This window comes from Acinetobacter sp. YH12252, from assembly GCF_013417365.1.
In the GTDB taxonomy this organism is placed as follows: domain Bacteria; phylum Pseudomonadota; class Gammaproteobacteria; order Pseudomonadales; family Moraxellaceae; genus Acinetobacter; species Acinetobacter towneri.
In genome coordinates, this window is the sequence record NZ_VPEA01000005.1 from 87091 (window position 1) to 112647 (window position 25557).

General features: G+C 40.6%; 29 protein-coding genes and 1 pseudogene. 17 read left to right on the forward strand and 13 right to left on the reverse strand.

All coding sequences use genetic code 11. The features are described 5' to 3' along the window. Positions 1 to 47 precede the first annotated feature (47 nt). Positions 48 to 1076 (reverse strand): lipase secretion chaperone, encoded by a 1029-nt coding sequence (locus tag FTV28_RS06710; protein WP_179989842.1) that lies wholly within the window; start codon positions 1074 to 1076, stop codon positions 48 to 50. Positions 1077 to 1221: 145 nt separating this feature from the next. Between FTV28_RS06710 and truB the strand changes: the two genes are divergently transcribed. Beyond that, positions 1222 to 2127, forward strand: coding sequence for a tRNA pseudouridine(55) synthase TruB (gene truB, locus FTV28_RS06715; protein WP_179989932.1), 906 nt, complete (start codon positions 1222 to 1224; stop codon positions 2125 to 2127). A gap of 208 nt (positions 2128 to 2335) precedes the next feature. Continuing rightward, positions 2336 to 2794, forward strand: a complete 459-nt coding sequence (locus FTV28_RS06720) for a hemerythrin domain-containing protein (protein ID WP_004974536.1) — start codon at positions 2336 to 2338, stop codon at positions 2792 to 2794. Here FTV28_RS06720 and FTV28_RS06725 read toward each other — a convergent pair. Beyond that, positions 2791 to 3669, reverse strand: a complete 879-nt coding sequence (locus tag FTV28_RS06725; protein WP_004974539.1) for a DMT family transporter — start codon at positions 3667 to 3669, stop codon at positions 2791 to 2793. The genes FTV28_RS06720 and FTV28_RS06725 overlap by 4 nt on opposite strands. Positions 3670 to 3829: 160 nt before the next feature. After that, a complete protein-coding gene (gene serA, locus FTV28_RS06730) occupies positions 3830 to 5062 on the reverse strand; it encodes a phosphoglycerate dehydrogenase (protein WP_004974541.1) in 1233 nt (410 codons plus the stop codon). 341 nt (positions 5063 to 5403) lie between these two features. On the opposite strand from serA, the gene FTV28_RS06735 reads away from it, so the two are divergent. The 4 genes and pseudogenes from FTV28_RS06735 to FTV28_RS06750 all read left to right on the forward strand — a co-directional run bounded on the left by FTV28_RS06735 (position 5404) and on the right by FTV28_RS06750 (position 9001). Beyond that, entirely contained in the window at positions 5404 to 6813 is a 1410-nt protein-coding gene (locus FTV28_RS06735; RefSeq protein ID WP_179989844.1) for an FAD-binding oxidoreductase, read from the forward strand. A 157-nt stretch (positions 6814 to 6970) separates the two neighbouring features. Then, positions 6971 to 7342 (forward strand): hypothetical protein, encoded by a 372-nt coding sequence (locus FTV28_RS06740; RefSeq protein ID WP_004974545.1) that lies wholly within the window; start codon positions 6971 to 6973, stop codon positions 7340 to 7342. A 138-nt stretch (positions 7343 to 7480) separates the two neighbouring features. Beyond that, a pseudogene (locus tag FTV28_RS06745) lies at positions 7481 to 7590 on the forward strand (pirin family protein); the annotation flags it as partial. Positions 7591 to 7771: 181 nt separating this feature from the next. Next, a complete protein-coding gene (locus tag FTV28_RS06750; RefSeq protein ID WP_179989845.1) occupies positions 7772 to 9001 on the forward strand; it encodes an MFS transporter in 1230 nt (409 codons plus the stop codon). A gap of 123 nt (positions 9002 to 9124) precedes the next feature. Here FTV28_RS06750 and FTV28_RS06755 read toward each other — a convergent pair whose 3' ends face one another. The 4 genes from FTV28_RS06755 to FTV28_RS06770 all read right to left on the reverse strand — a co-directional run bounded on the left by FTV28_RS06755 (position 9125) and on the right by FTV28_RS06770 (position 12360). Beyond that, positions 9125 to 9421, reverse strand: a complete 297-nt coding sequence (locus FTV28_RS06755; RefSeq protein WP_004974548.1) for a DUF3817 domain-containing protein — start codon at positions 9419 to 9421, stop codon at positions 9125 to 9127. A gap of 340 nt (positions 9422 to 9761) precedes the next feature. Continuing rightward, the gene (sodC, locus tag FTV28_RS06760) at positions 9762 to 10304 is read right to left on the reverse strand and encodes a superoxide dismutase family protein (RefSeq protein ID WP_179989847.1); all 543 of its coding nucleotides are present in this window, start codon (positions 10302 to 10304) and stop codon (positions 9762 to 9764) included. Between the two features lie 163 nt (positions 10305 to 10467). Beyond that, a complete protein-coding gene (locus FTV28_RS06765; protein ID WP_179989849.1) occupies positions 10468 to 11607 on the reverse strand; it encodes an AI-2E family transporter in 1140 nt (379 codons plus the stop codon). 108 nt (positions 11608 to 11715) lie between these two features. Continuing rightward, positions 11716 to 12360, reverse strand: a complete 645-nt coding sequence (locus tag FTV28_RS06770; RefSeq protein WP_096901247.1) for a ParA family protein — start codon at positions 12358 to 12360, stop codon at positions 11716 to 11718. 117 nt (positions 12361 to 12477) lie between these two features. Between FTV28_RS06770 and FTV28_RS06775 the strand changes: the two genes are divergently transcribed. Further along, complete coding sequence (locus FTV28_RS06775) at positions 12478 to 12951, forward strand: Holliday junction resolvase-like protein (protein WP_179989851.1); 474 nt, start codon at positions 12478 to 12480, stop codon at positions 12949 to 12951. On the opposite strand, the gene FTV28_RS06780 is transcribed toward FTV28_RS06775, so the two are convergent. Then, positions 12948 to 13520 (reverse strand): class I SAM-dependent methyltransferase, encoded by a 573-nt coding sequence (locus FTV28_RS06780; protein ID WP_042068701.1) that lies wholly within the window; start codon positions 13518 to 13520, stop codon positions 12948 to 12950. The genes FTV28_RS06775 and FTV28_RS06780 overlap by 4 nt on opposite strands. Positions 13521 to 13702: 182 nt before the next feature. On the opposite strand from FTV28_RS06780, the gene FTV28_RS06785 reads away from it, so the two are divergent. The 3 genes from FTV28_RS06785 to FTV28_RS06795 all read left to right on the forward strand — a co-directional run bounded on the left by FTV28_RS06785 (position 13703) and on the right by FTV28_RS06795 (position 15942). Beyond that, positions 13703 to 14761, forward strand: a complete 1059-nt coding sequence (locus tag FTV28_RS06785) for an RNA-guided endonuclease TnpB family protein (protein ID WP_179989852.1) — start codon at positions 13703 to 13705, stop codon at positions 14759 to 14761. A gap of 194 nt (positions 14762 to 14955) precedes the next feature. After that, positions 14956 to 15522 carry a hypothetical protein gene (locus tag FTV28_RS06790; protein WP_136144549.1) on the forward strand — a complete coding sequence of 189 codons (567 nt, stop codon included), beginning with the start codon at positions 14956 to 14958 and terminating at the stop codon, positions 15520 to 15522. A 9-nt stretch (positions 15523 to 15531) separates the two neighbouring features. Continuing rightward, a complete protein-coding gene (locus FTV28_RS06795; protein WP_136144550.1) occupies positions 15532 to 15942 on the forward strand; it encodes a protease inhibitor I42 family protein in 411 nt (136 codons plus the stop codon). A 149-nt stretch (positions 15943 to 16091) separates the two neighbouring features. Here FTV28_RS06795 and FTV28_RS06800 read toward each other — a convergent pair whose 3' ends face one another. Continuing rightward, a complete protein-coding gene (locus tag FTV28_RS06800) occupies positions 16092 to 16424 on the reverse strand; it encodes a HopJ type III effector protein (protein ID WP_136144551.1) in 333 nt (110 codons plus the stop codon). 234 nt (positions 16425 to 16658) lie between these two features. Here FTV28_RS06800 and crcB point away from each other — a divergent pair, with 234 nt between their 5' ends. Further along, the gene (gene crcB / locus FTV28_RS06805) at positions 16659 to 17036 is read left to right on the forward strand and encodes a fluoride efflux transporter CrcB (RefSeq protein WP_004974593.1); all 378 of its coding nucleotides are present in this window, start codon (positions 16659 to 16661) and stop codon (positions 17034 to 17036) included. Between the two features lie 213 nt (positions 17037 to 17249). Here the strand turns inward: crcB and FTV28_RS06810 are convergent, their stop codons facing one another. Further along, the gene (locus FTV28_RS06810; RefSeq protein ID WP_004974599.1) at positions 17250 to 17498 is read right to left on the reverse strand and encodes a type B 50S ribosomal protein L31; all 249 of its coding nucleotides are present in this window, start codon (positions 17496 to 17498) and stop codon (positions 17250 to 17252) included. 278 nt (positions 17499 to 17776) lie between these two features. Here FTV28_RS06810 and FTV28_RS06815 point away from each other — a divergent pair, with 278 nt between their 5' ends. Next, positions 17777 to 18058 carry a type II toxin-antitoxin system RelB/DinJ family antitoxin gene (locus tag FTV28_RS06815; protein ID WP_136144463.1) on the forward strand — a complete coding sequence of 94 codons (282 nt, stop codon included), beginning with the start codon at positions 17777 to 17779 and terminating at the stop codon, positions 18056 to 18058. Beyond that, the gene (locus FTV28_RS06820) at positions 18058 to 18378 is read left to right on the forward strand and encodes a type II toxin-antitoxin system PemK/MazF family toxin (protein WP_131260605.1); all 321 of its coding nucleotides are present in this window, start codon (positions 18058 to 18060) and stop codon (positions 18376 to 18378) included. Before FTV28_RS06815 ends, FTV28_RS06820 begins: the two co-directional genes overlap by 1 nt. Positions 18379 to 18536: 158 nt before the next feature. Here FTV28_RS06820 and FTV28_RS06825 read toward each other — a convergent pair whose 3' ends face one another. The 3 genes from FTV28_RS06825 to FTV28_RS06835 all read right to left on the reverse strand — a co-directional run bounded on the left by FTV28_RS06825 (position 18537) and on the right by FTV28_RS06835 (position 21845). Beyond that, positions 18537 to 19835, reverse strand: a complete 1299-nt coding sequence (locus FTV28_RS06825) for an AarF/ABC1/UbiB kinase family protein (RefSeq protein ID WP_136144684.1) — start codon at positions 19833 to 19835, stop codon at positions 18537 to 18539. A gap of 145 nt (positions 19836 to 19980) precedes the next feature. Beyond that, positions 19981 to 21345, reverse strand: coding sequence for an MATE family efflux transporter (locus FTV28_RS06830; RefSeq protein ID WP_004974603.1), 1365 nt, complete (start codon positions 21343 to 21345; stop codon positions 19981 to 19983). Positions 21346 to 21383: 38 nt separating this feature from the next. After that, on the reverse strand, positions 21384 to 21845 hold the full coding sequence (locus tag FTV28_RS06835; protein ID WP_131260603.1) for a DMT family transporter: 462 nt from the start codon (positions 21843 to 21845) through the stop codon (positions 21384 to 21386). Between the two features lie 122 nt (positions 21846 to 21967). Between FTV28_RS06835 and hemW the strand changes: the two genes are divergently transcribed. The 4 genes from hemW (at position 21968) to FTV28_RS06855 (ending at position 25383) form a co-directional block, all read left to right on the forward strand. After that, positions 21968 to 23122 carry a radical SAM family heme chaperone HemW gene (gene hemW, locus FTV28_RS06840; RefSeq protein WP_179989854.1) on the forward strand — a complete coding sequence of 385 codons (1155 nt, stop codon included), beginning with the start codon at positions 21968 to 21970 and terminating at the stop codon, positions 23120 to 23122. A gap of 141 nt (positions 23123 to 23263) precedes the next feature. After that, positions 23264 to 24373 (forward strand): DNA cytosine methyltransferase, encoded by a 1110-nt coding sequence (locus FTV28_RS06845; RefSeq protein ID WP_004974609.1) that lies wholly within the window; start codon positions 23264 to 23266, stop codon positions 24371 to 24373. A gap of 11 nt (positions 24374 to 24384) precedes the next feature. Continuing rightward, a complete protein-coding gene (locus FTV28_RS06850) occupies positions 24385 to 24783 on the forward strand; it encodes an HpaII family restriction endonuclease (protein WP_368856239.1) in 399 nt (132 codons plus the stop codon). An 81-nt stretch (positions 24784 to 24864) separates the two neighbouring features. Next, on the forward strand, positions 24865 to 25383 hold the full coding sequence (locus FTV28_RS06855; RefSeq protein WP_004974616.1) for a DinB family protein: 519 nt from the start codon (positions 24865 to 24867) through the stop codon (positions 25381 to 25383). Positions 25384 to 25557 lie beyond the last annotated feature (174 nt).

A 25557-nucleotide genomic window follows, 5' to 3' on the forward strand; every position in this document is an offset into this window, starting at 1 on the left:
CATAAAAATAGGGCATGTTGCATGCCCCAGTTGTTCTATGCAATATGTTAGTCAGCAAAGGGTAATTTTCCACCTTGATCATGTACCTGTTCAAAGGTTTCTAAACGCAATTGCTCTTGTGGATTTTGAAAATGCTGTCCGCGTAATTGTTTCACGGCTTGTTGCTTGGCTTGATCATTCATTCCACTTTGCATGATTTGATCACGCGTACTTAAATAATCCTCTACTCGTGATTTCCACTGACTGCGTTGCCCATCTAATTGTTCTAAACGCTGAGTTGCTTCAGGACCAACCAGATTTAAACGCATTTGGCGGATTTCAGCAGCAGAACCACCACGTGCTTTAATTGCCGCAGTCAAGCTGCGTAAATCTTGCAAGGTGTTCAGCTGTTCTAAATTTTCTTGCCAATCTTGAGGTAATTGTTTAAATAATTCCTGCAATTGTCGTGCTTTTTCAGCTTCAGATAATTTTTTATCATCCATGACTGCCATGCGCTTTAGGGTATATTCGTGATAGGCATCTTCCGTACCAAATAAACCTTCAATTTCATAATCAGAAAAATATTGTTTACGCAGATTTTGCATGCTGCTAAAAATGCTGCGGTAATATTGCGGATCTTCCTGATTTAAATTCGGTGCTTGCAGTTGTCCAAGCGCATTGCGATAGTCCAAATAACGCTGCCATAAATCTAAAATTAGCGATAAGGCAGGCTCTTTATGTCCTTGTTGAATATACCTTTTAAAATCACCACGAATTTGTTCAATGCTTTTTTCGCCATATTGGGTAATAAAATATTCAAAACAGTTACGGGTTTGCTCATTCACAATCAGACGATTACTTGCATCCAGTTTAAGCTGACAATTGACTTCGGTGTCCTGCTGACTTGGGCTTAAAAAATTTGCAGCAGGGTTATTTTGCATGGCTTGCTGCATGCTCAAAGCTTGAGATGTTTCATCATTTGAGCTTTGCTGGGGTGATGTATCGGGGGAGTTTGATTGTGGCATCAGCCAATACACCAAAGCCGCAATCAGCAGTATCACTACGCCTAAAACAATCCATATTTTATGTTTCTGCATTTCAATGCACCTGTTTATCCATTTTATTTTTTTAATCCTAAGCGCTCAAATATGCCATAAAAGTAAGTCGCTGTTCTAGAAATGTTGTCATTTATCGCGGCAGATTGTTACCATGATGCAGTTTTGCTTTGACTTACTTTTTGCTATGAAATCATCTGCGGCTAAAATTCAGCGTCGTGCCATTAGTGGTGTGTTTTTATTAAATAAACCTTTGGGCATCAGTTCCAATGCGGCTTTGCAAAAAGTACGCTGGTTGTATCGGGCGCAAAAAGCAGGGCATACGGGGGCATTAGACCCATTGGCTTCAGGTTTGTTGCCTATTTGTTTAGGTGAAGCGACCAAGTTTTCACATTATTTACTCGATTCTATAAAACGCTATCAGACCACCATTCAATTCGGGCATAGCACCACGACAGGTGATGTAGAAGGTGAAGTCTTGTTACAGCAAGTTGTGCCAGCATTGAGCCAAGAAAAAATTGAACAGGTTTTGACGCAGTTTCAGGGCGATATTATGCAAGTTCCGCCCATGTATTCTGCCTTAAAAAAAGAAGGTCGTCCGTTATATGAGTTAGCTCGTCAAGGCATAGAAATTGAACGTGAAGCGCGCCCAGTTACCATTTATGCGATTGAGTTACTGTCCTTTACCGAAAACAGTATCACGCTGGATGTTACCTGTTCCAAAGGCACGTATATCCGTGTGTTGGGTGAAGATATTGCCAAAGCTTTAGGTACTTATGGACACCTGACTTATTTGCATCGGATTAAAACGGGGCATTTTGACCTGATTCCAAGCTATAGCATTGAATATTTGGAAAGTTTAAGCGAAGCGGAACGTGAAGCCTTATTGCTGCCTGCTTATGCGCCTGTACAGCATTTTCCACAGGTTCAGGTGCCTGAAGGTCGGGCTGAATATTTTAGCCGAGGCATGGAAAGTAATATCGAGCATCCTGCTGTTGCACAAATATTGGTGTTTGATGGTGAAAAGTGTTTAGGTTTGGCTGAAATTACAGATAAAAAGCGCTTGGTACCGAAACGGGTTTTAAATCTCTAAATTTTGCTCAGATACATAACTTGAATAAAGTGAGTAAGTGAATTAAAGCTTTTTATACAAATAGTTGCAGGATTTTGGATTGATCCTCTATACAGTACTTAGAGGATTAAAACGAAATTAAAAAACTGACTCCAAAACCGATGTGGATGTGCGAGTAGATTTTTATCAATCTGTTCGCCGCGCATAGGTAAAAAACAGAGGTCTGCACATGAATATTTTTGAAGCTTTACGCCAAAGTCACGACATTCAACGAAATTTAGCCCACCAACTGACGCAAACTTCAGGTGATAGCCCTGAACGTAGAGCGATATTTGAACAACTTAAAAATGAATTATTTGCGCATGCAGTGGCAGAAGATCGCTATTTTTATATTCCCTTAATGATGACTGATGCGGGTTTAAATATCACTCGCCATGCTTTGGCAGAGCATCATCAAATGGATGAATTACTCGAACAATTAACCGAAACGGAAATGAGCAACACGGGTTGGCTGGCAATTGCCAAGCAACTGTCAGATAAAGTGCATCATCATTTAAAAGAAGAAGAACATGGCTTTTTTCAGCAGGCAGGCAAAATTTTGTCTGAACAGCAAAAACAAAGTCTAGCCAAGCAATATTTGGCAGAGTATGAAAAATACCAACAGATGTCTAAAAACAGTTTGGTTTAAACATTCTGCGGCTGTTTGGATTTTTTTACTGCTCTAAAAGTAACACCGACCGAAGCTAACATAATGCAGCATAAGGCGAGCCATTGCAGTGAAGTAATTTTCTCACCCAACAATACCAAGCCTGTCAGTGCAGCCAAAGCAGGCGACAAACTGGACAGTGTGCCATAACTCATTTTGCTGAGTTGTTTTAAGGCTTGTAAATCCAGCGCATAAGGAATGGCCGTGGCAAGCACTGCAATGGCAAGCGCCTTACCCCAATACTGGGTTTCAAACAGTGCGGGGGCATTGTTATACAGTCCGAAGGGAATCAAAGCCAAAGCCGAAATACTGATGGCGATGGTCAGCGCGTGCATGCCAATATTTTGTTGCACCACTTTTTGCCCAAAATAAATATAAAAAGCCCAGCACAATCCTGCACCTAAGGCACATGCTGCACCAAACAGACTAAAATGATCTCCCTGCGCTTGTCCCCAAGGCACCATAAGAATAATGCCTAAAATCGCCAACAATACCCAGACATAATCTTTACGGTTTTGAATGGACAATAAAGCCAAGCCCAAAGGCCCGACAAACTCTAAACCCACCGCAATACCTTGCGGCAACTTGCCCAAAGACAGATAAAACAGAATATTCATTAAGCCCAAGGCTGCGCTATAGCACAATAAATCACGCCATTTTAAATGTGCGAGCCGCGACAGAATTTGCCATGAGCGAAACATGATTGCCACAATTACACTGGCAAAGCACAGTCGCAAAATCGTCACAGTAAGCGGGTCAAGCACCTGAAACAATTGTTTGGCAAAAGAAGCACTGATTTGATAGGAGATCATGGATAAAACCATGAACAACACCGCAGTGAGTTGGGCGTTTGGCATGGGGCAGAAAAATACTCAACAGTGGGGAAATGAGAAAGTCAGGCAGATTATAGCAAGTTTAAAAATGCAGAGCTGTGGAAACTCAAGGTCATGCCCATAGATCAGACATAAAAAACCACAGTACTAAGACTGTGGTTTTTTGTAGCATCAGCGTGTGGTCTTAGAACAAGACACGTACGCGAATTGTGCCTTCAACTTCGTGTAAAGTATCTAGTGCTTCTTTCGATGCAGTTGCATCAACGTCCATTACTAAATAACCGACATCACCTTTGGTCATAAGTGATTGACCAGAGATGTTGATGCCATGTTCAGCAAACAAGTTGTTGATTTTAGACAATACACCTGGAATGTTTTGGTGAATATGCAATAAACGGTGCTTGCCTTCAGTCAATGGCAGTGCAATTTCAGGGAAGTTCACTGCAGACAAAGTCATACCTTTATCTGAATATGCAACAAATTTCTCTGCCACTTCTAAACCAATGTTCGCTTGCGCTTCCATGGTCGAACCACCCACGTGCGGTGTTAAAATCACGTTTGGTAGGTTACGTAGTGGGGAAACAAATTCTTCACCATTGGCTTTTGGTTCTTTCGGGAATACGTCAACTGCAGCACCTGCAATATGACCAGACTTGATGGCATCTGCCAAATCTTCAATCACCACACAAGTACCACGTGCCGCGTTAATGAAAATTGCGCCTTCTTTCATTTGTGCAAATTGTTCTTTTGCCATGAAATTGCGGGTAGAGGGTACATCTGGAACGTGTAAAGAAACCACGTCAGCATTTGCCAATAATTCGCCCATAGAGCCAACTTGACGTGCATTACCTAACGGTAATTTGGTCACAGCATCATAATAAATGACGTGCATACCCAAGCTTTCAGCCAATACTGAAAGTTGAGAACCGATTGAACCGTAACCCACGATACCTAAAGTTTTACCCCGTGTTTCAAATGAACCTACAGCAGACTTGTTCCAGCCACCTGCATGTGTATCGGTTGATTTTTCAGGTACGCGACGTAGCAATAAAATTGCTTCAGCCAATACCAATTCTGCAACCGAACGGGTGTTTGAATAAGGGGCATTGAAAACTGGAATACCACGTTCCATTGCTGCAGTTAAGTTCACTTGGTTTGTACCAATACAGAAACAACCTACAGCAATTAGCTTGTTCGCAGCTTCAAAAACTTCTTCAGTCAGCTGTGTGCGTGAACGAATTCCGATGAAATGTGCATCTTTAATCGCTTCTTTTAACGCATCGCCCTCAAGCGCTGTTTTACGATAATCGATGTTGGTATAACCCGCTGCATTTAACACGTCGATTGCGTTCTGGTGTACGCCTTCTAACAACAAGAAACGAATTTTATCTTTAGGTAGTGAAAGATGTTGGCTCATTACGGCTCCGCTACAAAGGCCAAATTTAGTGGCGGTATGATAACATAGGAGATGGGTCGATATACATTTCCTTTATGACCAAGAGTGCAGGTATTTTTTGTCAGATATAATCTCTTTCAGAAATATTGCCCAAAATTACCCTGTTCTTACCACGTTATATTATCGGAATTGCCAATATTCACAGGTTTTTCAAAAAAATCGCTTATAATAAGCGGCACACATGAAAGCCAACCCAAGCTGTTGCTTTGATGCACATATTTAGTCTGCAGTATCTTCAAATTGATCAAGATATGCAGACAGTCGCTTTTCTTCCTGTTTAATTCTTGCTAGGTCTGCAAACGATGAATGCTCCAGTCGCTTTAACCCCTGAGTTATTGACCCAATTAACGGCAATAGTCGGTGAAAACCGTATTAAAACGGATGCCGATAGCCTCCAAAACTGGGGTCGTGACCATACAAAGCATTTTGATCCGAATCCATCGGTCATCGTTTTTCCATCCAGTACGGAACAAGTGCAAGCTATTGTGAAACTGGCCAATCAGTTTAAGGTTGCAATTACGCCATCGGGCGGACGTACAGGTTTGTCTGCGGGTGCAGTAGCAGCCAATGGTGAAATTGTGGTGAGCATGGACAAGATGAATCAAATCTTGGAGTTTTTCCCTGCAGACCGTATGGTGCGCGTACAAGCGGGTGTTGTGACTGAACAACTGCAAAACTATGCAGAAGAACAGGGTATGTATTATCCGGTCGATTTCGCCTCTTCAGGTTCTTCACAAATTGGCGGTAACATTGGCACCAACGCAGGCGGTATTAAAGTTATTAAATACGGCATGACTCGTAACTGGGTGTTGGGTCTGACTGTGGTAACAGGCAAAGGAGATATCCTGCGTCTGAACAAAGGCATGATCAAAAATGCAACGGGTTATGCGCTGCAACATTTATTTATTGGCGGTGAAGGTACACTCGGTTTAGTGACCGAAGCTGAAATTAAGCTAGAACGCCAACCGCAAGATTTGCAAGTGATGGTATTGGGTGTGCCTGATTTTAATTCAGTGATGCCTGTATTACATGCCTTCCAAGCCAAAATTGATCTGACTGCATTTGAATTCTTTGGTGAATTGGCGATGCAGAAAGTGTTGGATCATGGCCATGTGCAACGTCCATTTGAAACTCAATGTCCATTCTATGTGTTGCTTGAATTTGAAGCGCCATTTGAACCAATTATGGACAAGGCGATGGAAATTTTTGAACACTGTATGGAACAAGGCTGGGTGATGGATGGCGTATTGAGCCAAAGCCTAGACCAAGTTGAAAGTTTATGGCGTTTGCGTGAAGACATTTCTGAGTCGATTGCACCGTTTATTCCATATAAAAACGATATTTCAGTATTGATTACTCATGTTCCTGCATTTATTCAGGAAATTGATGCAATTGTGGCAGAAAACTATCCTGACTTTGAAATTTGCTGGTTCGGCCATATTGGTGATGGTAACTTGCACCTGAACATTCTTAAACCTGCCGATTTAAGCAAAGACGAATTCTTTGCCAAATGTCAGGTGGTAAATAAGTATGTATTTGATACTGTGAAGAAATATGATGGTTCTATTTCTGCAGAACACGGTGTAGGCATGACCAAAAAACCATATTTGGAATATTCACGTTCGGCTGAAGAAATTGAATATATGAAAGCGTTGAAAAAGGTTTTTGACCCTCAAGGCATTATGAACCCAGGCAAATTATTTGATTTGTAATTCCTTTCGCCTTTCATTTATTTAAGTGAATTGAAAAACGCATCCTCGTGATGCGTTTTTTTATGCCGCTGTTTTAATTTTACATTTCTGTTCTAGCGTTTCTGCGCTAACAGGGCATCATAGAAGCATAAATAATAATCAACATTTTGGAGGAGTTATGTTGCGTTTAATCACGGTTTCCGCATTGGGTGTTGCGTTATTGTCAGGCTGTGCGACTACACAGAATATTATTTCACAAGTTACGCCTGCAGAAACACCTTTGGCGCAGGTACTCAAACAACGTCCAGATTTGCGTAAAGAATTGGCTACCGTTGAAATTCGTCAATACTTTAACCGTGTCGAAGCACCAACTGCGGCAGAAGTAAAAATTACCGAAACAGGCTTAATGGATGATTCGGTACGTTCAATTCGTAGTATTTATCACTTTAAAAATATTAATGGACAATGGCAGCAGGGTGATGTGCAAACCGCTTACTTATGCGCACGTGGTAAAAATACCAAGACTTTCCAAAGCAAAAAATGTCCTTAAATTGCTGTAGGGCTTAGGTAAATCTTGCATGATGTTCTAAAAATGCAACAAAGCGTCTGTGGATAATACTCGTGTTATCCACAGCTTTTATTTAGGATGACTTCATTCGATTCAAAAACGTGTGAGCGCAGCATGTCCATCAAAACGCTAGCATTTCTACACTGTAATGATCGCCTCATTGCCGTGGGTAGTTTTATCCTGTACTTTCGGTATTTTCATATTATGAATTGGGCAATACCGTATCGCCTTAACCCGCTGAAGGAGGTGATGCCTAACTTGGTCTGATGTCACATCAAGTGCCGCAATTTATTTAACGGACTTAAAAAATGCGCCATAAATTTGCCATTCAACTCTGTTAAACTGCAGCTCAATTTTCTATTTTTATGGGCTAAACGCGGCTGACTTGCATCGTTTTGTCCTTTATAACTCATGCCACAGCAGCAAAAAAATACCATTCAACGTGCCACACTCATGTTTCCCTTGGCTTTGGTCTTGTTTGAGTTCGCGGTTTATATTGGCAATGACTTGGTTCAACCCGCAATGTTGGCCGTCACACAAGATTTTGGTGTCAGTAGTGCATGGGCAGCTTCGTCCATGTCATTTTATTTGCTGGGGGGTGCTTGTGTGGCGTGGTTATTGGGGCCACTCTCTGACCGTTTGGGACGCAAAAAAGTATTATTGGGCGGCGTGGCATTTTTTACCCTAACCTGTTTATTGATCTTATTGACTCAGAATATTGAAAGCTTCCTTGTTTTTCGTTTTTTTCAAGGTTTTGGTTTGTCAGTCATTAGTGCAGTCGGTTATGCGGCTATTCAGGAAAATTTTGCAGAACGTGATGCAATTAAAGTCATGGCACTCATGGCGAACGTGTCTTTACTTGCTCCCTTGCTCGGCCCAGTCTTAGGTGCATTTATGATTGAGCATGTTTCTTGGCATTGGGGTTTTATCGGCATAGCACTGTTGGCATTTTTGAGTTGGTTTGGACTGAAAGCCAAAATGCCTGAAAATCAGCAGCGTATTTCCAAACCTCCATTTCGAGATGTATGGGATGATTTTAAACAAGTTTTTCAAAATACCAGATTCTTAGGTTTGACATTGGCGCTGCCCTTATTGAGCATGCCTTTAATGTTGTGGATTGCGTTATCTCCTGTGATGTTGGTGGAAGAGTTAGGCTTTAGTAGTCTGCAATACGGTTTGGCGCAGTTTCCTGTTTTGGGTGGTTTGATTTTAGGCAATCTGGTACTGATGAAAGTCATTGACCGTTTACCTTTAGGAAAAACAGTCTTGATTGGTTTACCTTTAATGTTGTTGGGTAGTGTGCTGATCGTATTGGGGGCAATTTGGCAAAGCTATTTTGTTTGGTGTTTGGTGATTGGTATGAGCTTGATTAGTTTTGGTGAGGGAATGAGCTTCTCAGTCTTATACCGTTTCGCCTTAATGTCATCGGAAGTGTCTAAAGGTACTGTTGCTGCTAGTGTTTCAATGATATTGATGCTGTGCTTTTTTATTGTGATTGAACTGGTGCGTGTTTTATATATGCGGTTTGATATTTGGGCGTATAGTTTGGCTTGTTTGGTGCTGATAACGCTCTGGTTTAGTTTGCCACGCATGATGCTTAAACAGGTGATGCAGGAGCGAGTTGCTGCAGGGCAGTTTTAAGGGGTTAAATTTTTCAGCTGCATCATAAAACAAGGTGATGTGGCATCACCTTGCAAACATTTGATTTATAAATTAAAGTTGAGAAAATGTGTAATATGATGAAAGCTGAAAAGGACTTGCAGATTAAGCTTGTACTGGTTGTTCCATCTTTTTCAATTTAGCATCAAAAACAAATGGGCCAAAAGGTAAAATTGAAGCAATTAAGCCCAAAATAAACATTTTAAGAGACCATTTTTGTTTTTCACAAACCACAAAAAGCACCACTAAAAATGCGATAAACAATACGCCGTGTCCCATACCTACATATTTCACTAAAATTGGGTTATCGAACATATATTTCATGGGCATAGCAATAAATAACAACAATAAGAATGAAATACCTTCTAGGAACCCAACCCAACGTAATGTTTTAATGTTCATGCCCAAATCTTTTTCATGTCGATAAAACAGCAGTGTAGCGCAAATAGTGACAATCGCAAAGACGAGCTGTTGCGAGCTCTGCACATTGATGAGCTAGATACGATGGCTGCAAAATTGAGCTAATTTTTTGCAAATTAGTAGCAAGTTATTCAAAAACGAGTAAGTGTGGTTATGAAAGACGACCGATATAAAGCAAGAAGACCTGCATTGAGCGTCGTTTGAGAATAATCCTCAAAAAGATAAATTTTACTTTTTGCGGATAAGTCGAAAGGCATGTGTATAACCCTTAACTTATCCACAATTGGTAATAAATGTTTTATTGAAAATGCATCATGCTCGCTTAAATAATCCCACAGGCAATTCGCTCACCGCCGCCGCCCAATGGTTTTGGATGGTCGGCATAGTTATCACCGCCTGCATGAATCATCAAGGCCAATCCTTCAACTTGTGCCAATGTTAAACGGGGTGCAATCACGGTCACTTTGGCTGTTCCGTCGTTTGCAACACTTAAAGCTGGTAAGTCCCCTAAATGTCCTGTCAGCGGTGTACCATGATTCGGGATATTTTTGGGATTAAAATGTCCGCCCGCTGCCAAAGCAGCAACCATTTTTCCATCTTTTTCTGCTGCTGCACATGAACCTTTTTCATGGATATGAAAACCTCGTTCCCCTGCAGGGAGTTGTTGGAGTTGGGTGTGAATGACTAAGCCTGCTGCACCGTCACGCAGTTCAACCGTACCTAATTCCTTGCCAATCCCTTGTGCTGAAACAGCATGCATTTTTAAGATTTTAGATTTTTGTTGTGTGGTCGCGGTGGTGCTGCAACCCATGAGTACTAGGCCACTAAAAGCAGCAAGACTGGCAAATTTGAGTATTGAGCGCATAAAAGACATCCTATTTGTTGTGCATAATATTTAGGGATGTCTTGATTGAAGCAAAGTTAGCTCCGTTACAATACAACGTTTGCGTAGTAGTATGTATGTACTGTGTTGAGCTGATTTATTCAGATCAACACAGCCATGTGAGCAATATGATCAGTAAAACAGCTTAATCAAGCTTTGAATTGGATGATGAATCGTCTTCAGGGAGATCATGCGCAAGCGTGGCTTTGGGCAACATTAAAGCTTCGGGCTGGTTGTTTTCATGCAACCATTCACGCCAAATGGCCAGTAACACGGCCAAAATCACAGGGCCAATAAATAGACCAATTAGACCAAAACTGGCAATTCCACCTAAAACTCCAAACATGATTAACAGGAATGGAATTTGAGTTGCACCTGAAATCACCAAAGGACGAATCACGTTATCGGCAGTGCTGACTACACACACGCCCCAAGCCATAACGCCAATGGCTTCCATGGTATGCCCTTGGGTGAATAACCATAAGGATACCGAACCATAAGCCAGCGGTGGGCCAAAGGGAATCAGCGCAAATAAGAAGGTCACAATTGTCAGTACCATTGGGTTAGGTACATCGGCCACAAAATAACTTACACCTGCCAATAAGGCCTGTGCAATTGCCGTAAGACCAACCCCATACACCACGGCACGTGTGGTTTCAGAAATGGTATCTAAATAGTGGTGAATACGTGGCCCAATCACCATTTCTAAAGCCTTGCTGACTTGATGCAAGATGGTGTGACCATCACGATAGAAAAAGAAGAGCGATAACAGGGCAAAACCCAGTTTAATCAGATTTTTACTGACCTCATTAATGACCACTTTTCCGTAGTTTAAATGTCCCTGAATCCATAAGGAAATAGACTGCACAATACTGTTGGGATCGTGGTTAATTTCTTTGAGAGTGCGGGTGACTTCTTTTCCGATAATCGGTAAATTACGAATAAGATCAGGCACATCTAAATGCCCAGAAAAGACCTGTTTTTGCAATTCGTAATATAAATTGCGACCTTCATGTTGCAGAATAAAAATGGCAAAGGTGAGTGGAATACCTACTACCAACGTGACCAACAGCATCATTAGGGCTGCACTGAGTGTAGGACGATGACCGCATAGACGTAGCACCGACTGATACAGTGGCCAGCTCATGTAGGCAATAATTGCTGCCCAAACAACAGGAACAATGAAGTATTTGAGTATATGAAAACCCAAAAACATCAGGACAAAAAACAGTCCAAACAATAAAATTTTTTGTAATGTTGGCGCGTACTGTTGCACTGAATTCACTGAAACATTCCTAAGGTCATGTGCCATATTAACTGAAAAAAAAGCTCCCGAAAACGAGAGCTTGGTAAGTTCTGGTGAATAAACCCTAAACAGGGGATATTCTAGGCTTTAAAACCATTGGCTAGGGTCATCTACTATGGCGTTTAACACAGGTTGCCATTGATCTTGCATCTGTAAATAAGTCTTTTGAGTTTTATCAAAAATACTGAGACCCTGCATGGCCAATTGTCCGTAAGCGGCGCGTTCTGAAATCCAAGCCACAGGCTGCTGTTCAATTTTTTGGAAAAAGTCCTGAATATCTTTAGAACTGGCAGAGTTTGGTTTGACACGGTTGGCCAGTAATAAAATTTGTACCTTGCCTTTGCGAATGCGCTTAATATCTTGTAAATGCTTTAAAAAGCGACGAGTGGAGTCAATATCAAAAAACGAAGGTTGTAGCGGCGTGATAATAGCATGCGCTTCACTGACCAATTGTTCAGCATGCTCGCCCGATAATGCCCCAGGTGCATCAATAATTAAGTATTCAATATTTTTAGGTGCATCACCAATCGACTTTTCGTGACGCCAGTCCAGACTTTGAATTGGGGCGGCTGTTTCTGGTCGTTGTTTTAACCACTGTAGCGCAGATTTTTGGTTGTCGGCATCAGCTAAGGCAACTTTATAGCCTTTTTGTGCAAGTGCAGATGCTAAACTAATAGCCGTAATGGTTTTACCACAGCCACCTTTTTGGTTGGCAATTAATATAGTTTTCATGACCCTCGAATCGATTTTACGCTGCTCACTCCTAGCATAGCATTGTTTTATGCTCGGAATATGACAGTTGACAAAAGTCGTAAAGAGAACTGAAAAAATTCAGGATTAGAAGGTTAAATGTCAATTTGGATGGCCATGCTGATTGGGGCATGTATAGGCGTAGTGTTGACCACGCTGATTTTGAGTAATAGCCGTAACGGGCGGATTAAAGCTGAGTATGAGCAATATATTGCAGAAATTGAACTGGCTCATCAGCAGGCGTTATTGCAGGCGCAAAAGCGCAGTGTAAATACCAGCCGTGCGGTGTTAAAAGGCAAAATGGCAGAGCAGCTGGCACCGATTATGCCTGAATTTCAGTATTTACCCAGTGACGCCAAATTTTTAGGTGATCCTGTCGATTATGTGGTGTTTGATGGTTATACCGATTATCGGGATGGCAACGGACGTGCCGAAGATATTGCCATTGTCTTAATTGATATTAAAAGTGGTGGTGCGCGTCTGACCAAAGGCCAGCAAGCAATTGCGCAGGCCATTCAGCAGGGTAAAATTCGTTTTGAAACCATTCGGATTGATTTTGAGGATTGTGATTAAAGAGGTTTATGTACTCGCGCCAATAACATGCGCTGTGCAAGACTTGGAATGCCTGCAATATCAATATATTGGACTTCACCCAATTCAAAACCAGTTTCGAGTAGGGCAATTTCAATGTCACGGTTTAAGTGACAGCCATCTGCAACTTTCTTTTGAATTGGTGTGAGCAGATGTTGCAAACGCTGAATATTTAAGTTTTGTCGATTTAAAACGTGTTCTACGAGGTGCAAAGTGCCGCCCGGTTGTAAGACACGATAAATCTCTCGCAAGCTTTGTTCTAGGTCTGGAATACTGCACAACGTCCAAGTGGATACCACATGCTGTAATTGATTATTTGCAAAAGGCAGTTGTTCTGCACTTGCGGTGATCTGCTCAACCACGAACGGTGCTGCATCAATTCGTTCCTGCGCCAATTGGAAAATTGCTGCATTGGATTCTAAGGCATACACGGTATCTACACCTTGATAAAAAGGTAAATTTAAACCTGTGCCAAAGCCAATTTCCAAAACTTCTCCCGATACGCTCAATAAAAGCTCTCGTCGCAAATCCATTAAGGATGGGGTTTGCATGACTTGATTCAGCAAGTGCGGAAAAATATTTTTTTGAAAAAATTTATCCACTGGAGCGTAAAACCTCGTGGTTCAGCACGAGGATATAAGCGACTGGAGTAAACCATATGAACGACACGAAATGTCGTTTTAAATACTTGTACTATAGTCACTATTAAGAAAAATACTGTTAAAATAATTGGATGAAGACACTCAAATTACGCATAAAAGACAAACATTGCAAGGTGCTAAATCAGTTAGCATCCGAAGTAAATTTTGTCTGGAATTATGTCAATGATTTGTGTTTTAAGCATCTACAACGTAAACAACAATTCTTTTCAGCATACGACCTTGCAAAATACACGAAAGGCACATCGAAAGAATGCAACTTGCACAGTCAAACTATTCAGGCAGTGACAGAAGAATTGGTCACAAGACGCAAGCAGTTCAAAAAAGCAAAACTAAAATGGCGTGTCAGTAATAAAAAATCAGCTAGACGTTCACTGGGTTGGATACCGTTTAAAAAGGTTGCAATCAAATATGCTGATGGCTATGTTCAATATGGTAAACATCAATTTAAACTATGGGATAGTTACGGATTAAGTCAATACAATATCAAAACAGGCACATTCGTAGAAGATAGTCGTGGACGTTGGTATGTTTGTCTTGTTATAGATTCACCAAAGCAAGCTAAGCCAACGTCAAGCAAAGCCATAGGTATTGATCTAGGTTTAAAAGATTTAGCGACTTGTTCAGATGGCGTAAAACTTAAAGCCCCTCAAATCTATCGGCAATATGAGCGAAAACTTGGTATTGCTCAACGTGCAAAAAATAAGAAACGTGTCACAGCCATCCATGTCAAGATTAAAAATGTAAGACAAAACATGCTGCATCAATTCAGCCGAAAACTGGTGAATGAACATGCAGCCATCTTCGTTGGCAATGTGAATGCCAAAGCATTAGCGCAGACCAAACTAGCCAAGTCTGTGCTAGATGCCAGTTGGACAACACTAAGAACCATGCTCAAGTATAAATGCGAGAACGCAGGGGTATGTTATGAAGAAGTCAATGAAGCCTATACCACCCAAATTTGTTCGTGCTGTGGCTCACGCTCTAGTAGTCCGAAAGGTAGAGCAGGTTTAGGAATAAGAGAGTGGCAGTGTGTGGAGTGCGGTACGCTCCATGATCGGGATGTAAATTCCGCACTGAATATTCTTGCGCTCGGACATGAGCGTCTAGCAGTAGGAATCTCCGTCCTTTAGGTCGAGGAGGATGTCAAAGAGCATGTGCAGATCTGATTATGGATTTTATGACCCTAAGCTTAGCTGAAATTACAGGTTTTTGGTCATGCCAGAATAAGCGAATGAATGCATTTTGTTACCAATTTCAACTATTGTATTCATAATCTGTGATTAAGATAAATATAGATAGATGAATTTGTTAGGTAGACTTTAGAATGAACACACATATTTCGCTAAAACTTATGGCATTGTTAATGACTTTGGCTTTGCCATGTTCTGTCTATGCCTCAGTCGAGCGTAATATTGCCAAAGGTCTGCCTCCTGTATTGAAAAGTCAGTCGATTGAAGTGTTGCAACCCTTTAAAGGTGATTTTCGGATTTTGGGTTCAAAAACCTATCAAGATGATGCCCAAGCCAAATTTTCTCCGATTGATTATGCGGTGAGTTGGGGCTTGTTTGCTGAGCCTGAAATTGCCCGTCATATCACGGTCAATCAATATGACCGCTATTTAAACTGGAAAATAGACCGTTTACCTGTGCCTGCAGAACAAGCCATGCAAATGGTATCTAATATGCACATCATTCCTGCCAACCCAAAAATTGCCAAAGACATTCAAAAAGTAAAACGTGGTGATTTGGTGCGTTTAAAAGGTGAGTTGGTTGAAGTGAAAGATCACGACTTGGTTTGGACATCATCTCTCACACCAACCGATACGGGGGATGGTGCGTGCGAAGTATTTCGCGTCAGTTCAATTCAGTGGATTGAAAAGGTTAAAAGTTAGGACAGGGTGATGAATTGCTATTTGCGCATGGGTTTGAGTGGATGTGTTGTGGCATTGGGCTTAAGCGCATGCACAGGTATGAATTCAAGCATTGATGGGCAAACTTTTAAATTTACAGCGCAGCAGCAATGTCCCGCATTGTTAGAGATGGATGTCGGACAAACTTTAGAATTACAACTGAATGAAAACCCAAGTACAGGCTATCAATGGAGTTTGGTAGAGTCACTGAAGCTATTTGATGTAGAAAGTATTTATCATACTGCTGAAGCTTCATCTTCTGCTCAAGTAGGGCAAGGTGGACAAAAAATATTTTATTTTCAGGCAGTCAAGGCTGGTCAGGAATTGCTCCACGTGAAACATGCCCGTGCATGGGAAAAAACCGCAATACAAGAATGGCAATGTCGGGTGCGTATTTCTTGATATGTTTGATTATGCTAAACAGCTTGAATTGTTGTGAGATTTAGCAGCAAAAAATCTATAATTTTCTTAAAATAAAAAGCCGTGTGAGGCTGTTTATAATCAGTATCGCACGGCTTTCCTATCTAAATTTAAAACTAAAATACTAAAAATTATTTGGCGCTGAGTGCTTGTCCTTCAAATTGGATGCCATCCCAACCATGTTGCATAAACTGGCGAATATTTTGGTGGTCACTGCTTGTCGGGTTTGCACGTACCGAGGCATAGTGTTCTGCAAACAAACTGAGGGTTTGTGCCTGATCTAAACCTTTTAACTGAGCAAAAGAAAACACTTTGGCGCTGCCCTGATTTTCAGTGGCCGCATTGTTTTGTTGTCCATTTTTAAATGCGGTTGGGGTGTGGTTATAGTGTGCTTCAATGAATGCAATCACATCGGCAAATGTTGCACTGCCTGCCTCAACTTGAGCCAATAATTCTTTTGCCATGACATCCTCCACATGTGCCTAAATTGAAATAATATGCAGACTAGCGCAATTTGGTTTTGAGTGGAAAACTTTTTCGTGTATTTAACTTATGTGATTTAGGAAGATGTAAAATCTGAGCAAAGATATGGATGCTTCGGGCAAGAATATCTTGAAATACAGAGAGAGATCACATGTGACTAAAAATTATGGCTGTGAGAAATACACGACATAGCCGCAAAAAGGACAGTAGAACAGATGAATTGGCTATTGGTGGCAATTGGTGGTGCATTGGGGGCAAGTTTACGTTATGCCGCAAGCCTGTATTTATTTAAATCGGCACAGCATTTTCCATGGGCAACGTGGTCGGTCAATCTGTTTGGCTGCTTTTTGGCAGGTGTATTTTTTGCATTGAGTCAGAAATATCCTGTGTTGCAGCAGGAAGCCCGCTTATTACTGATGGTAGGTATTTTAGGTGGCTTTACCACTTTTTCCAGTTTTAGTTTGGAAACTTGGCAACTCTTAAGACATGGACAGCAAGGTATGGCGTTTAGTTATGCGCTTTCCAGTGTGGTTTTGGGAGTGATGTTGCTGGGATTGGGTTTTTATGTGATTCAACAGTTTTTAAAACATTAGATTAGGGTCTGTACCAAATCAATCGTTGAGTAGAAAAATCCATTAGATAAAAATTATAAATAAAAAGAAGCCCAAGCTGGAGGAGAGTGCTTGGGCTTTGAAGATAGAGGATATCCCATCGTTTCGATGAGCAATCTTGCTATGTTTAAAATATAAAACAGAAAACTTAACTGAATATGAAGTGATTGTGAGATTTTGCAATAAAACTCAAGCTTAGCGTTTGAAACGTGCAAAGCGTTTGTTGAAGCTCGCGACACGTCCTTCATTACTGGTTTGACGTTGTTCGCCTGTGTAGAACGGATGCGATGCGCTTGAAATATCCAAAGTCACATAAGGATATACTTTGCCTTCATATTCTTTACTTTGGCTGCTTTGTAAGGTGCTGCCAATCACAAAATAGGCATTGGCGTTGGTGTCGTGAAATAAAACTTCACGATATTCTGGGTGGATATTCGGACGCATGAGATTTCTCCAAACTAAGTGTGTAATTTGTGAAATGTTATAACATAACAATTAATTTGGCAAATAAAACCCACATGCATTCTTTCTAGTGAGTTTTACATCAAAAATTATCCAATCCCTTTTTAAACCTGTTGTATAAGGGCTGTCATTGAGGGAATAGTGTCTGCACAGATTAAATAATTTTTTCTATTGGAAGTGAAAAGGCATCGTAAGAACAAGTTTGACCCATGCCATTTTAAGGCATAAAATGGCATTCAGTGGTATGTATGGAGTAGATGATGACAACATTGGTAAAAAAACGGGTTCAATACACGGTTGATCAGGCAATTATGGAATCGGCAGAATACATTATGACAAAAGTTGGTCTGACGCCTGCCACTGTAATGAGCATGGTTTACGCTGAAATTGCACGAACTGGAAAAATACCTGTCACGACTCAAGTGAGTGACGAGGATTTGAATACAGCAAGATTAATCGCGATGAGCCATAATGTTCCTAGTGTAAAAGTGTCTAGCGCTGCGGATACTGCTGCTTTTTTAGAAGATGATGGCGGCTACTAATGACCCAACAACTCTATTGGGCTTATGTTGGCTTTACAGATATTGCCGAGGGTAAGACCAGACCTGTGTTGTATATTCGCCAAACGGACACCGACTATGTTGTATTCCGTTTAAGTAGTCAGTACGAAAATAAGTCTGCTTTTATTAAAAGCAAATATGTGGAAATTAAAAACTGGCAACAGGCTGGTTTAAAAAAGCCATCGTGGATTGATACAGTACAAACATATCAGCTGCCTATCCAAAAAACACAACTCACTTATATTGGACAACTGTCTGCCGATGATCTGGAATGCTTAATCAAACACCTTGAAATTCAATAATTTGAATTTCATCGTTTCAACTTGAATGAATCGGTTTAGATAACAAAAAATCCTCCTACATTTGGGAGGATTTTTTGTCTGGATTATAATTTTAGTTACGGAGCATAAAACAGATTGGGCTTTATTTTCAGCATCCTTTGCTGAGTCCAAAGTTGAGTCTAAGCTCGCGGTGGAACCAACTCCTCAAAAATATCATTTAAATTATCATGTACTTTTAAATGAATTAAATTCCAATAATGCCCTGAAACAGTTCGATTCACCATTAAGGTATCGGGAGAAGGCTTAAACACATCCCAATATTTCAATGAACTTTTGACCAACTCAACGCCATCATGATGGGCAGAATTTTCAGCAAAATCATAATGTGTGGTTAGCGGACGCATCAGCACTTCTAACCATTGCAAATATAAATCTTCAGGGAATTTACCCAATGCAGAAATTGCCTGCAGTGCATCTAGATGCTGTTCAATTTCGGCAATATCTTGCGCACGCGCAGCATGAATCAGTTGTCGAAAATGATGCACTACATCATTCGATAGAGTTTTGACGCCGCCGTAATCATAAATCACCACAGAACCATCTTGGCGGAACGCAAAGTTGCCCGGATGCGGGTCGCAATGAAAGCGTTTTAAATAAAAGATTTCTTGACCCATGGCACGCAATAAACGTCGTCCCAAAGTGTTGCGGGTACGCTGTGACCATGTGCTTGCCGTTTCTATATTTTCACCTTGTTCCAAACTTAAGGTGAGAATATGCCGCGAAGAATAGTCTTTAAACACTTGTGGGATAATAATTTTATCATCCAAAGCTGCGTGAAAGGTACGCGCTACTTCTAGGTTTTGTGCCTCAATCTGGTAGTTCAGCTCATTGTCTAAACTTTCCTGAATTTCCTGAAATAGACGGTCTTGTAATTTACGGTCTATTTTAAGTACACCCATTAAACGCAGTGCCAAACGGACTTGTTTCAGGTCACTTTCGCAGGCTTCATCGACCCCAGGATATTGCACTTTGACCACCACTTGCTCGCCATTGGGTAAAATGGCTTTATGCACTTGCCCAATAGATGCGGCTGCAAACGGAGTTTCATCAAAGTGTTTAAAAATTTTGTCGAGCGGTTTACCGAGTTCTTTTTCAACTTGTGCCTTAATTTCAGCAAAAGGCATGGCAGGTGCTTGGCGCTGTAATTTACTGATGGCTTTGGCAACTTCAGGCGGAAAAATATCTTTATATTGCGAGGCAATTTGCCCGACTTTCATCACCGCACCTTTCATTTCGCCTAAGGTATCAGCAATTTGGATACCAATATCCTGAAACAATTGGCTGCGTGCCGTATTTTTTTGTTCTTCATCTGCGGTGAGGTTTTTAATCGAGTTCGATACCGTTTTGGTTGCAATACTTGCTGTCATGCTCGCAAGTTTCATAAAGCGACGACCAGGTGTACGCGCCGTTTTTGCCATGCGATGTTCCTCAAGATCATCTTTACTATCTTTTGATCATAAGTGTTCGTGAGCAAAATGCCTACTTTTAATTGTTAAAGTATTTTTTGATCACAAGACCCACGTGCCAAAACGTATTTTGACATGTAGGTGAGTAGGCTGAGGTTTATGCTGTAAATTGGCGTTCCAGTCGTTGATTGTTGAAATATAAACGGGTCAGAAGTAACACACAGGCAATGCTTAAACCGACAATCAGCCCGACCCAAACCCCTGCAGCGCCCATACTGCTGTAACGAGTTAAATACACGCCAATGGGGAAAGCCACAACCCAATAAGCAAGCATGGTAATCCACATTGGGCCCTGAGTGTCTTGCATGCCACGCAAACAACCTGCTGCGCTAATTTGCCATGCATCCATGAGTTGATAGGCAATCGCAAATAATAATAGAGACATCGTCACTTGCGCCACTTGCGGGTCGCGGGTGTAAATTGAAATGATTTCAGGACGGAAAAACCACATCAGCGTCATTGTAGAAAAGGCAAATACAGTTGCAGTTGCAAAGCCTAAGCCTTGTACTTTACGCATGGCGTGAATATTTTGTTCGCCATAATATGTGCCAATACGAATGGTCAGGGCAATTGCCAAAGACATGGGAATCATAAATAACTGAGATGTGACTGACATGGCAATTTGATGGGCTGCCAGTTTGGTTTCTCCCAAAGGACTGATTACAATGGCGGCAGTACTAAAAATACTCACTTCAAAGAAAATGGCTAAACCAATGGGCAGTCCTAACAGCAAAATACGTTTAATCCAGACCGCATCAATCGCTTCCCATTGGCTAAATACCTGCGTGCTTTGATAGGCGCGACTTTTAAAAATATAAAATGCCAAAGTTATAAACATTAACCATTGCAAAATAGCAGTGGCAAAACCGCAACCCGCACTGCCCAGTTCAGGCAGAGGCCCCCAACCATACATAAACATAAAGTTCAGTGGAACCAATAAAGCCAATGCCAACAGACTAATTACGGTCACAGGGCGTGGATAGCCCAGTGCTTCTGAATAACCGCGCAAAGCGGCATACATGGTCACGGCAGGCATCCCAAAACCGATGGCATGTAAAAATAAGCCTGCTTTGGGCTGTAAATTTTCAGGCACACCAAATAATGGCAATAGTGCAGGCATGAGCTGTAAAATCAGCCCTGCAATCACACCTAAAATAAACGCAATCCATAAAGACTGACGGGCGATGGTGGCAATTTTTTCTGGGGTACGCGCGCCTTTAGCCTCGGCGACTAAGGGTGTGGTAGCAATCATAATGCCACTGAACAGCAGCATAATGGGCATCCATAAACCAACCCCAACAGCAATGGCCGCTAAGTCGGTGGCAGACATGTGTCCTGCCATAATGGTATCAATCAGACCTAAACCTGCTTGCGCAAATTGTGTGACCAAAATTGGAATCATCAGTTGAAAAAGCTGTTTTAATTCAAAACGGGTCGTGGTCACAGAATGTATATTTGACACAAAAAATCTCAATGCATGAGGTGCTTAGCGTTTGGGTATTAGCGTTGTAAAGTGAGAAGCACACCAATAAAAATCACCACGCTACCTAAAAGACGTTGCCAATTGATACTGACTTTTTCAGTGCCCAAGAACCCAAAATGATCAATCAGCATTGATGTGACCATTTGTCCAAAAATAATCACCCCAGATAAAGTGAGTAAACTTAGTTTTGGAGCACTATAAATACTCATGCTGATGGCATAAACCCCTAGACATCCGCCAATCCATAAATACCATGGGATGTTGAGCAAGGTGCTGAGGTTGGGTTTTTCGACTTGCTGAAAAAATACCAGTATGGCTAAAACTATTGTACCAACCAAAAAAGAGAAAAGGGCAGCTTGTAACGGAGAATATAAATATTCACGCAATTGGCTGTTGATTGCAGTTTGAAAGGCCATTGCAATCCCGATGCCCATCGCCAGTGGCAAAATTAAGAGTAATTGGCTGGATATCTTCATCATTTTCACATTTTTTCTTATTAAACAGATTCTAGTCTAAAGCAAATTCTAGGGAATACATCAGTGTCCTGCTGTAGTCATGTTAAAATCTGTATCACTGTTTTGATTTTGCATTGAGTCTGTCTTTGAATCCACTTCAACCCATTGATATTCCTTTATCTTTATATATTCACATGCCGTGGTGCGTGCGTAAGTGTCCGTATTGTGATTTTAATTCACATGCTGTGCCTGACGGTAAGTTGAGTTTAGATTTAGAACAGGAATATCTACAGGCTTTGCTGGAAGATTTTAAAACTCAGACTCAGTTTGCGCAGGGGCGGAAAATTCACAGTGTTTTTATTGGCGGTGGCACACCTTCGCTAATTTCAGCACAGGGGTATCAATGGTTATTTACACAGCTGAAAGTCGTGCTAGCTTTTGAAGATGACTGCGAAATTACGTTGGAAGCTAATCCGGGAACAGTGGAGCATGATCCCTTTGCCGATTATTTGGCTGCAGGGATTAACCGTTTATCGATTGGCGTGCAAAGTTTTAATACTGAGCATTTAAAAAAATTAGGGCGTATTCATTCTAATGATGATGCGATTGCCGCAATTGGCTTGGCGCGTGAAGCGGGCTTTCAGCGAATTAATGTCGATTTAATGCATGGCTTGCCTGAACAGACTTTGCAGCAAGCACTGCAGGATTTAAAACTGGCAGTGGAACATGGTGCAACGCATATTTCATGGTATCAATTGACTATTGAGCCTAATACTGTTTTTTTCCGCACTCAGCCAATTTTACCTGTAGATGATGTCTTGGAAGAAATTCAAGCGCAGGGTGAAGCCTATTTAACTGCGCAAGGTTTTGTGAATTATGAAGTGTCTGCATGGCGTAAAGAGTTGCCGTCTGCACATAATTTAAATTATTGGCAGTTTGGCGATTATTTGGCGATAGGTGCGGGGGCGCATGGCAAAGTGACTTTGCATGATGGTGTGTATCGCTTCCAAAAAACCCGTTTGCCGAAAGATTACTTAGCCAAAGTACCTGCGGAAAACTTGCAGTTTAAAGCAATTGCAGCCGATGAGTTGCCATTTGAATTTATGATGAATGCACTGCGCCTGAATGATGGGGTTGAGGCAAACTTGTATACTGCCCGCACAGGTTTAAACTTGGATGATTTGCAGGATATTTTAAATACATTGCGTCAGCGGCAATTGTTGCAGGATGATCCGAAGCGATTGGCATGTACTGCGCAAGGGCATGTGTTTTTAAATTCGGTGTTGAAAGCGTTTTTGTGATTTGAGTTCAGCTCAGGCATCTGTCCTAACGCTTATCGAATATTGTGCTAGAGCGACAGCTTGTGTCTTGCACTGCATGCTATTTAAGGTAAATTTTGTTATTGTAATGGCTTTGTTATTGTATCGCCTTGAAGGTTTGAGATGAACTCTACTAGTCCAAAAGTTTTAAAGGCTCATGGTGAATTAGTGGTAAACAAAGAGGAAAACCTTTCCCTCTTTGAATCAATCCCTTTTTATCCAGAATACCCAAGTAAATTTAAATTTATTGACCTATTCGCAGGAATTGGTGGATTTCGGCTAGCGTTACAAAATCTTGGTGGCGAGTGCGTATTTTCATCAGAAATAGACCTATATGCCCAAAAAACATATTCCGTCAATTTTGGTGAAACGCCTTATGGTGATATCACTTTAGAGTCTACTAAAAATGCGATACCTGATCATTTCGATATTTTATGTGGAGGCTTCCCTTGTCAGGCTTTTTCAATTGCAGGTAAAAGATCTGGATTTGAAGATACACGCGGTACGCTATTTTTTGACGTTGCGGATATTATAAAACGGAAACAACCTAAAGCTTTCTTTTTAGAAAATGTTAAAGGCTTAATTAGTCATGATAAGGGAAATACACTTAAAACTATTTTAAAAACATTAAGAGATGATTTAGGTTACTACGTTGCTGAGCCTCAAATTATAAATGCTAAAGATTTTGGTGTTCCCCAAAATAGAGAGCGAATTTTTATTGTAGGCTTCCATAAAGATACTGGAATTCAAAATTTCTCTTATCCACAACCATTAAATAAAAAAACCTGTTTTGCCGATATAAAGGAAACTCAGGTTGTACCTACTAAATATTACTTATCTACACAGTATTTAGATACCTTGGAAAAGCATAAAGCTCGACATGAAAATAAAGGAAATGGTTTTGGTTACGCTATTATTCCAGATCACGCAATTGCCAATGCCATAGTTGTAGGTGGAATGGGGAGAGAGCGTAATTTAGTTATAGATCATAGAATTACAGACTTTACTCCAACTACTAGAATTAAAGGAGAGGTAAATCGGAAAGGTATTCGGAAAATGACGCCAAGAGAATGGGCACGGTTGCAGGGGTTTCCAGATCATTTCAAAATCGTGGTTTCAGATGCCTCAGCCTATAAACAATTTGGAAATTCTGTTGCTATTCCAGCGATACAGGCAACTGCAAAAGAAATATTAAAAGCATTGAAGATTGGTGAGTATGATTACAGCAAATAAGGGGGAATGGAGTGAACTCTATATTTAAATATTACACATCAACTCTTAATTCAGTTAAAGATATTTTTAATGAAATTTCTTATGAAAATCCAATGAAATATTCTTTTGAACATCAGCATCCTTTTTATCAGTTTAAAATTAAAAAATTATTGTGTGAAATAGCAATTGGAATGATGCCTGGTACAGTTTGGACAGGTAACGAAATTGATTCTACAGGTGGATATTTAGTAATTAAAGAAGATGGCGAGATCATTTGCTATCATCTGTATCATCGCCATGAATTTGAAGAGTATTTATACAATAATACAAAGTTTGAGATGGCAAGTAAAACCAAGCATGATTTTGGTCAATTATTTCTAAAGGACAATAAATTGTATCTGTCTTTAAATCTACAAATTCGCTTTAAATGATTAAAAATATATCTTTTATCTTAATATAGTTTGAACTTTTGATTCAATTTTCATAATAAAACTCAAATAGGATAATTTTAAATGGATTTAAAAACGTTTGAGTTACTTGCCCGCTATAATCTTTGGGCAACTCAAAAACTAAATCAGACTTTGCTATTGGTTTCAGATGATGATTTTTTCTTGGATCAGGGCTTATATTTTAAAAGTATTTTTGGCACTCTGAATCACTTGTTGGTCGGTGAGCATCATTTGTGGTTTCCACGTTTTGCTTTGCACCACTCACCAATTTTGCCATTAGATAGTATTGTGGAAACCAACAGAACACAGCTTGTTGAGCAACTTGAAAAGAAGGCTGAAAACTGGATTTATTTTTTAAATCAGGTGGATGAGAATGTTTTTCATCAAGAGCTGCACTATAAAACATCAACTGGCGTGGAGATGCACTTACCCTATGCTGCAACCCTAATGCATGTGTTCAATCATGCAACTCATCATCGTGGGCAAATTACCGCGGCTTTAACCGCAATGGGATATGTCTGTCCTGAGCTTGATTTAATTTATATGTTGCTAGAAGACAAGGCTAAGAAGCGAATTGAATGAAACGACTAGAAATTTTATGTCTAGTGATTTTAATTTTTCTGATTTTATATCTGATTCAGTGGGTATTTCATGGTTTTCCAACAGCACATTAAAAGTAATTTTAATTGATGTGTAGATTCGAGTACTTACTTTCTGAAGTAAACACCAAAAGAGCGCATTACGCGCTCTTTTGAT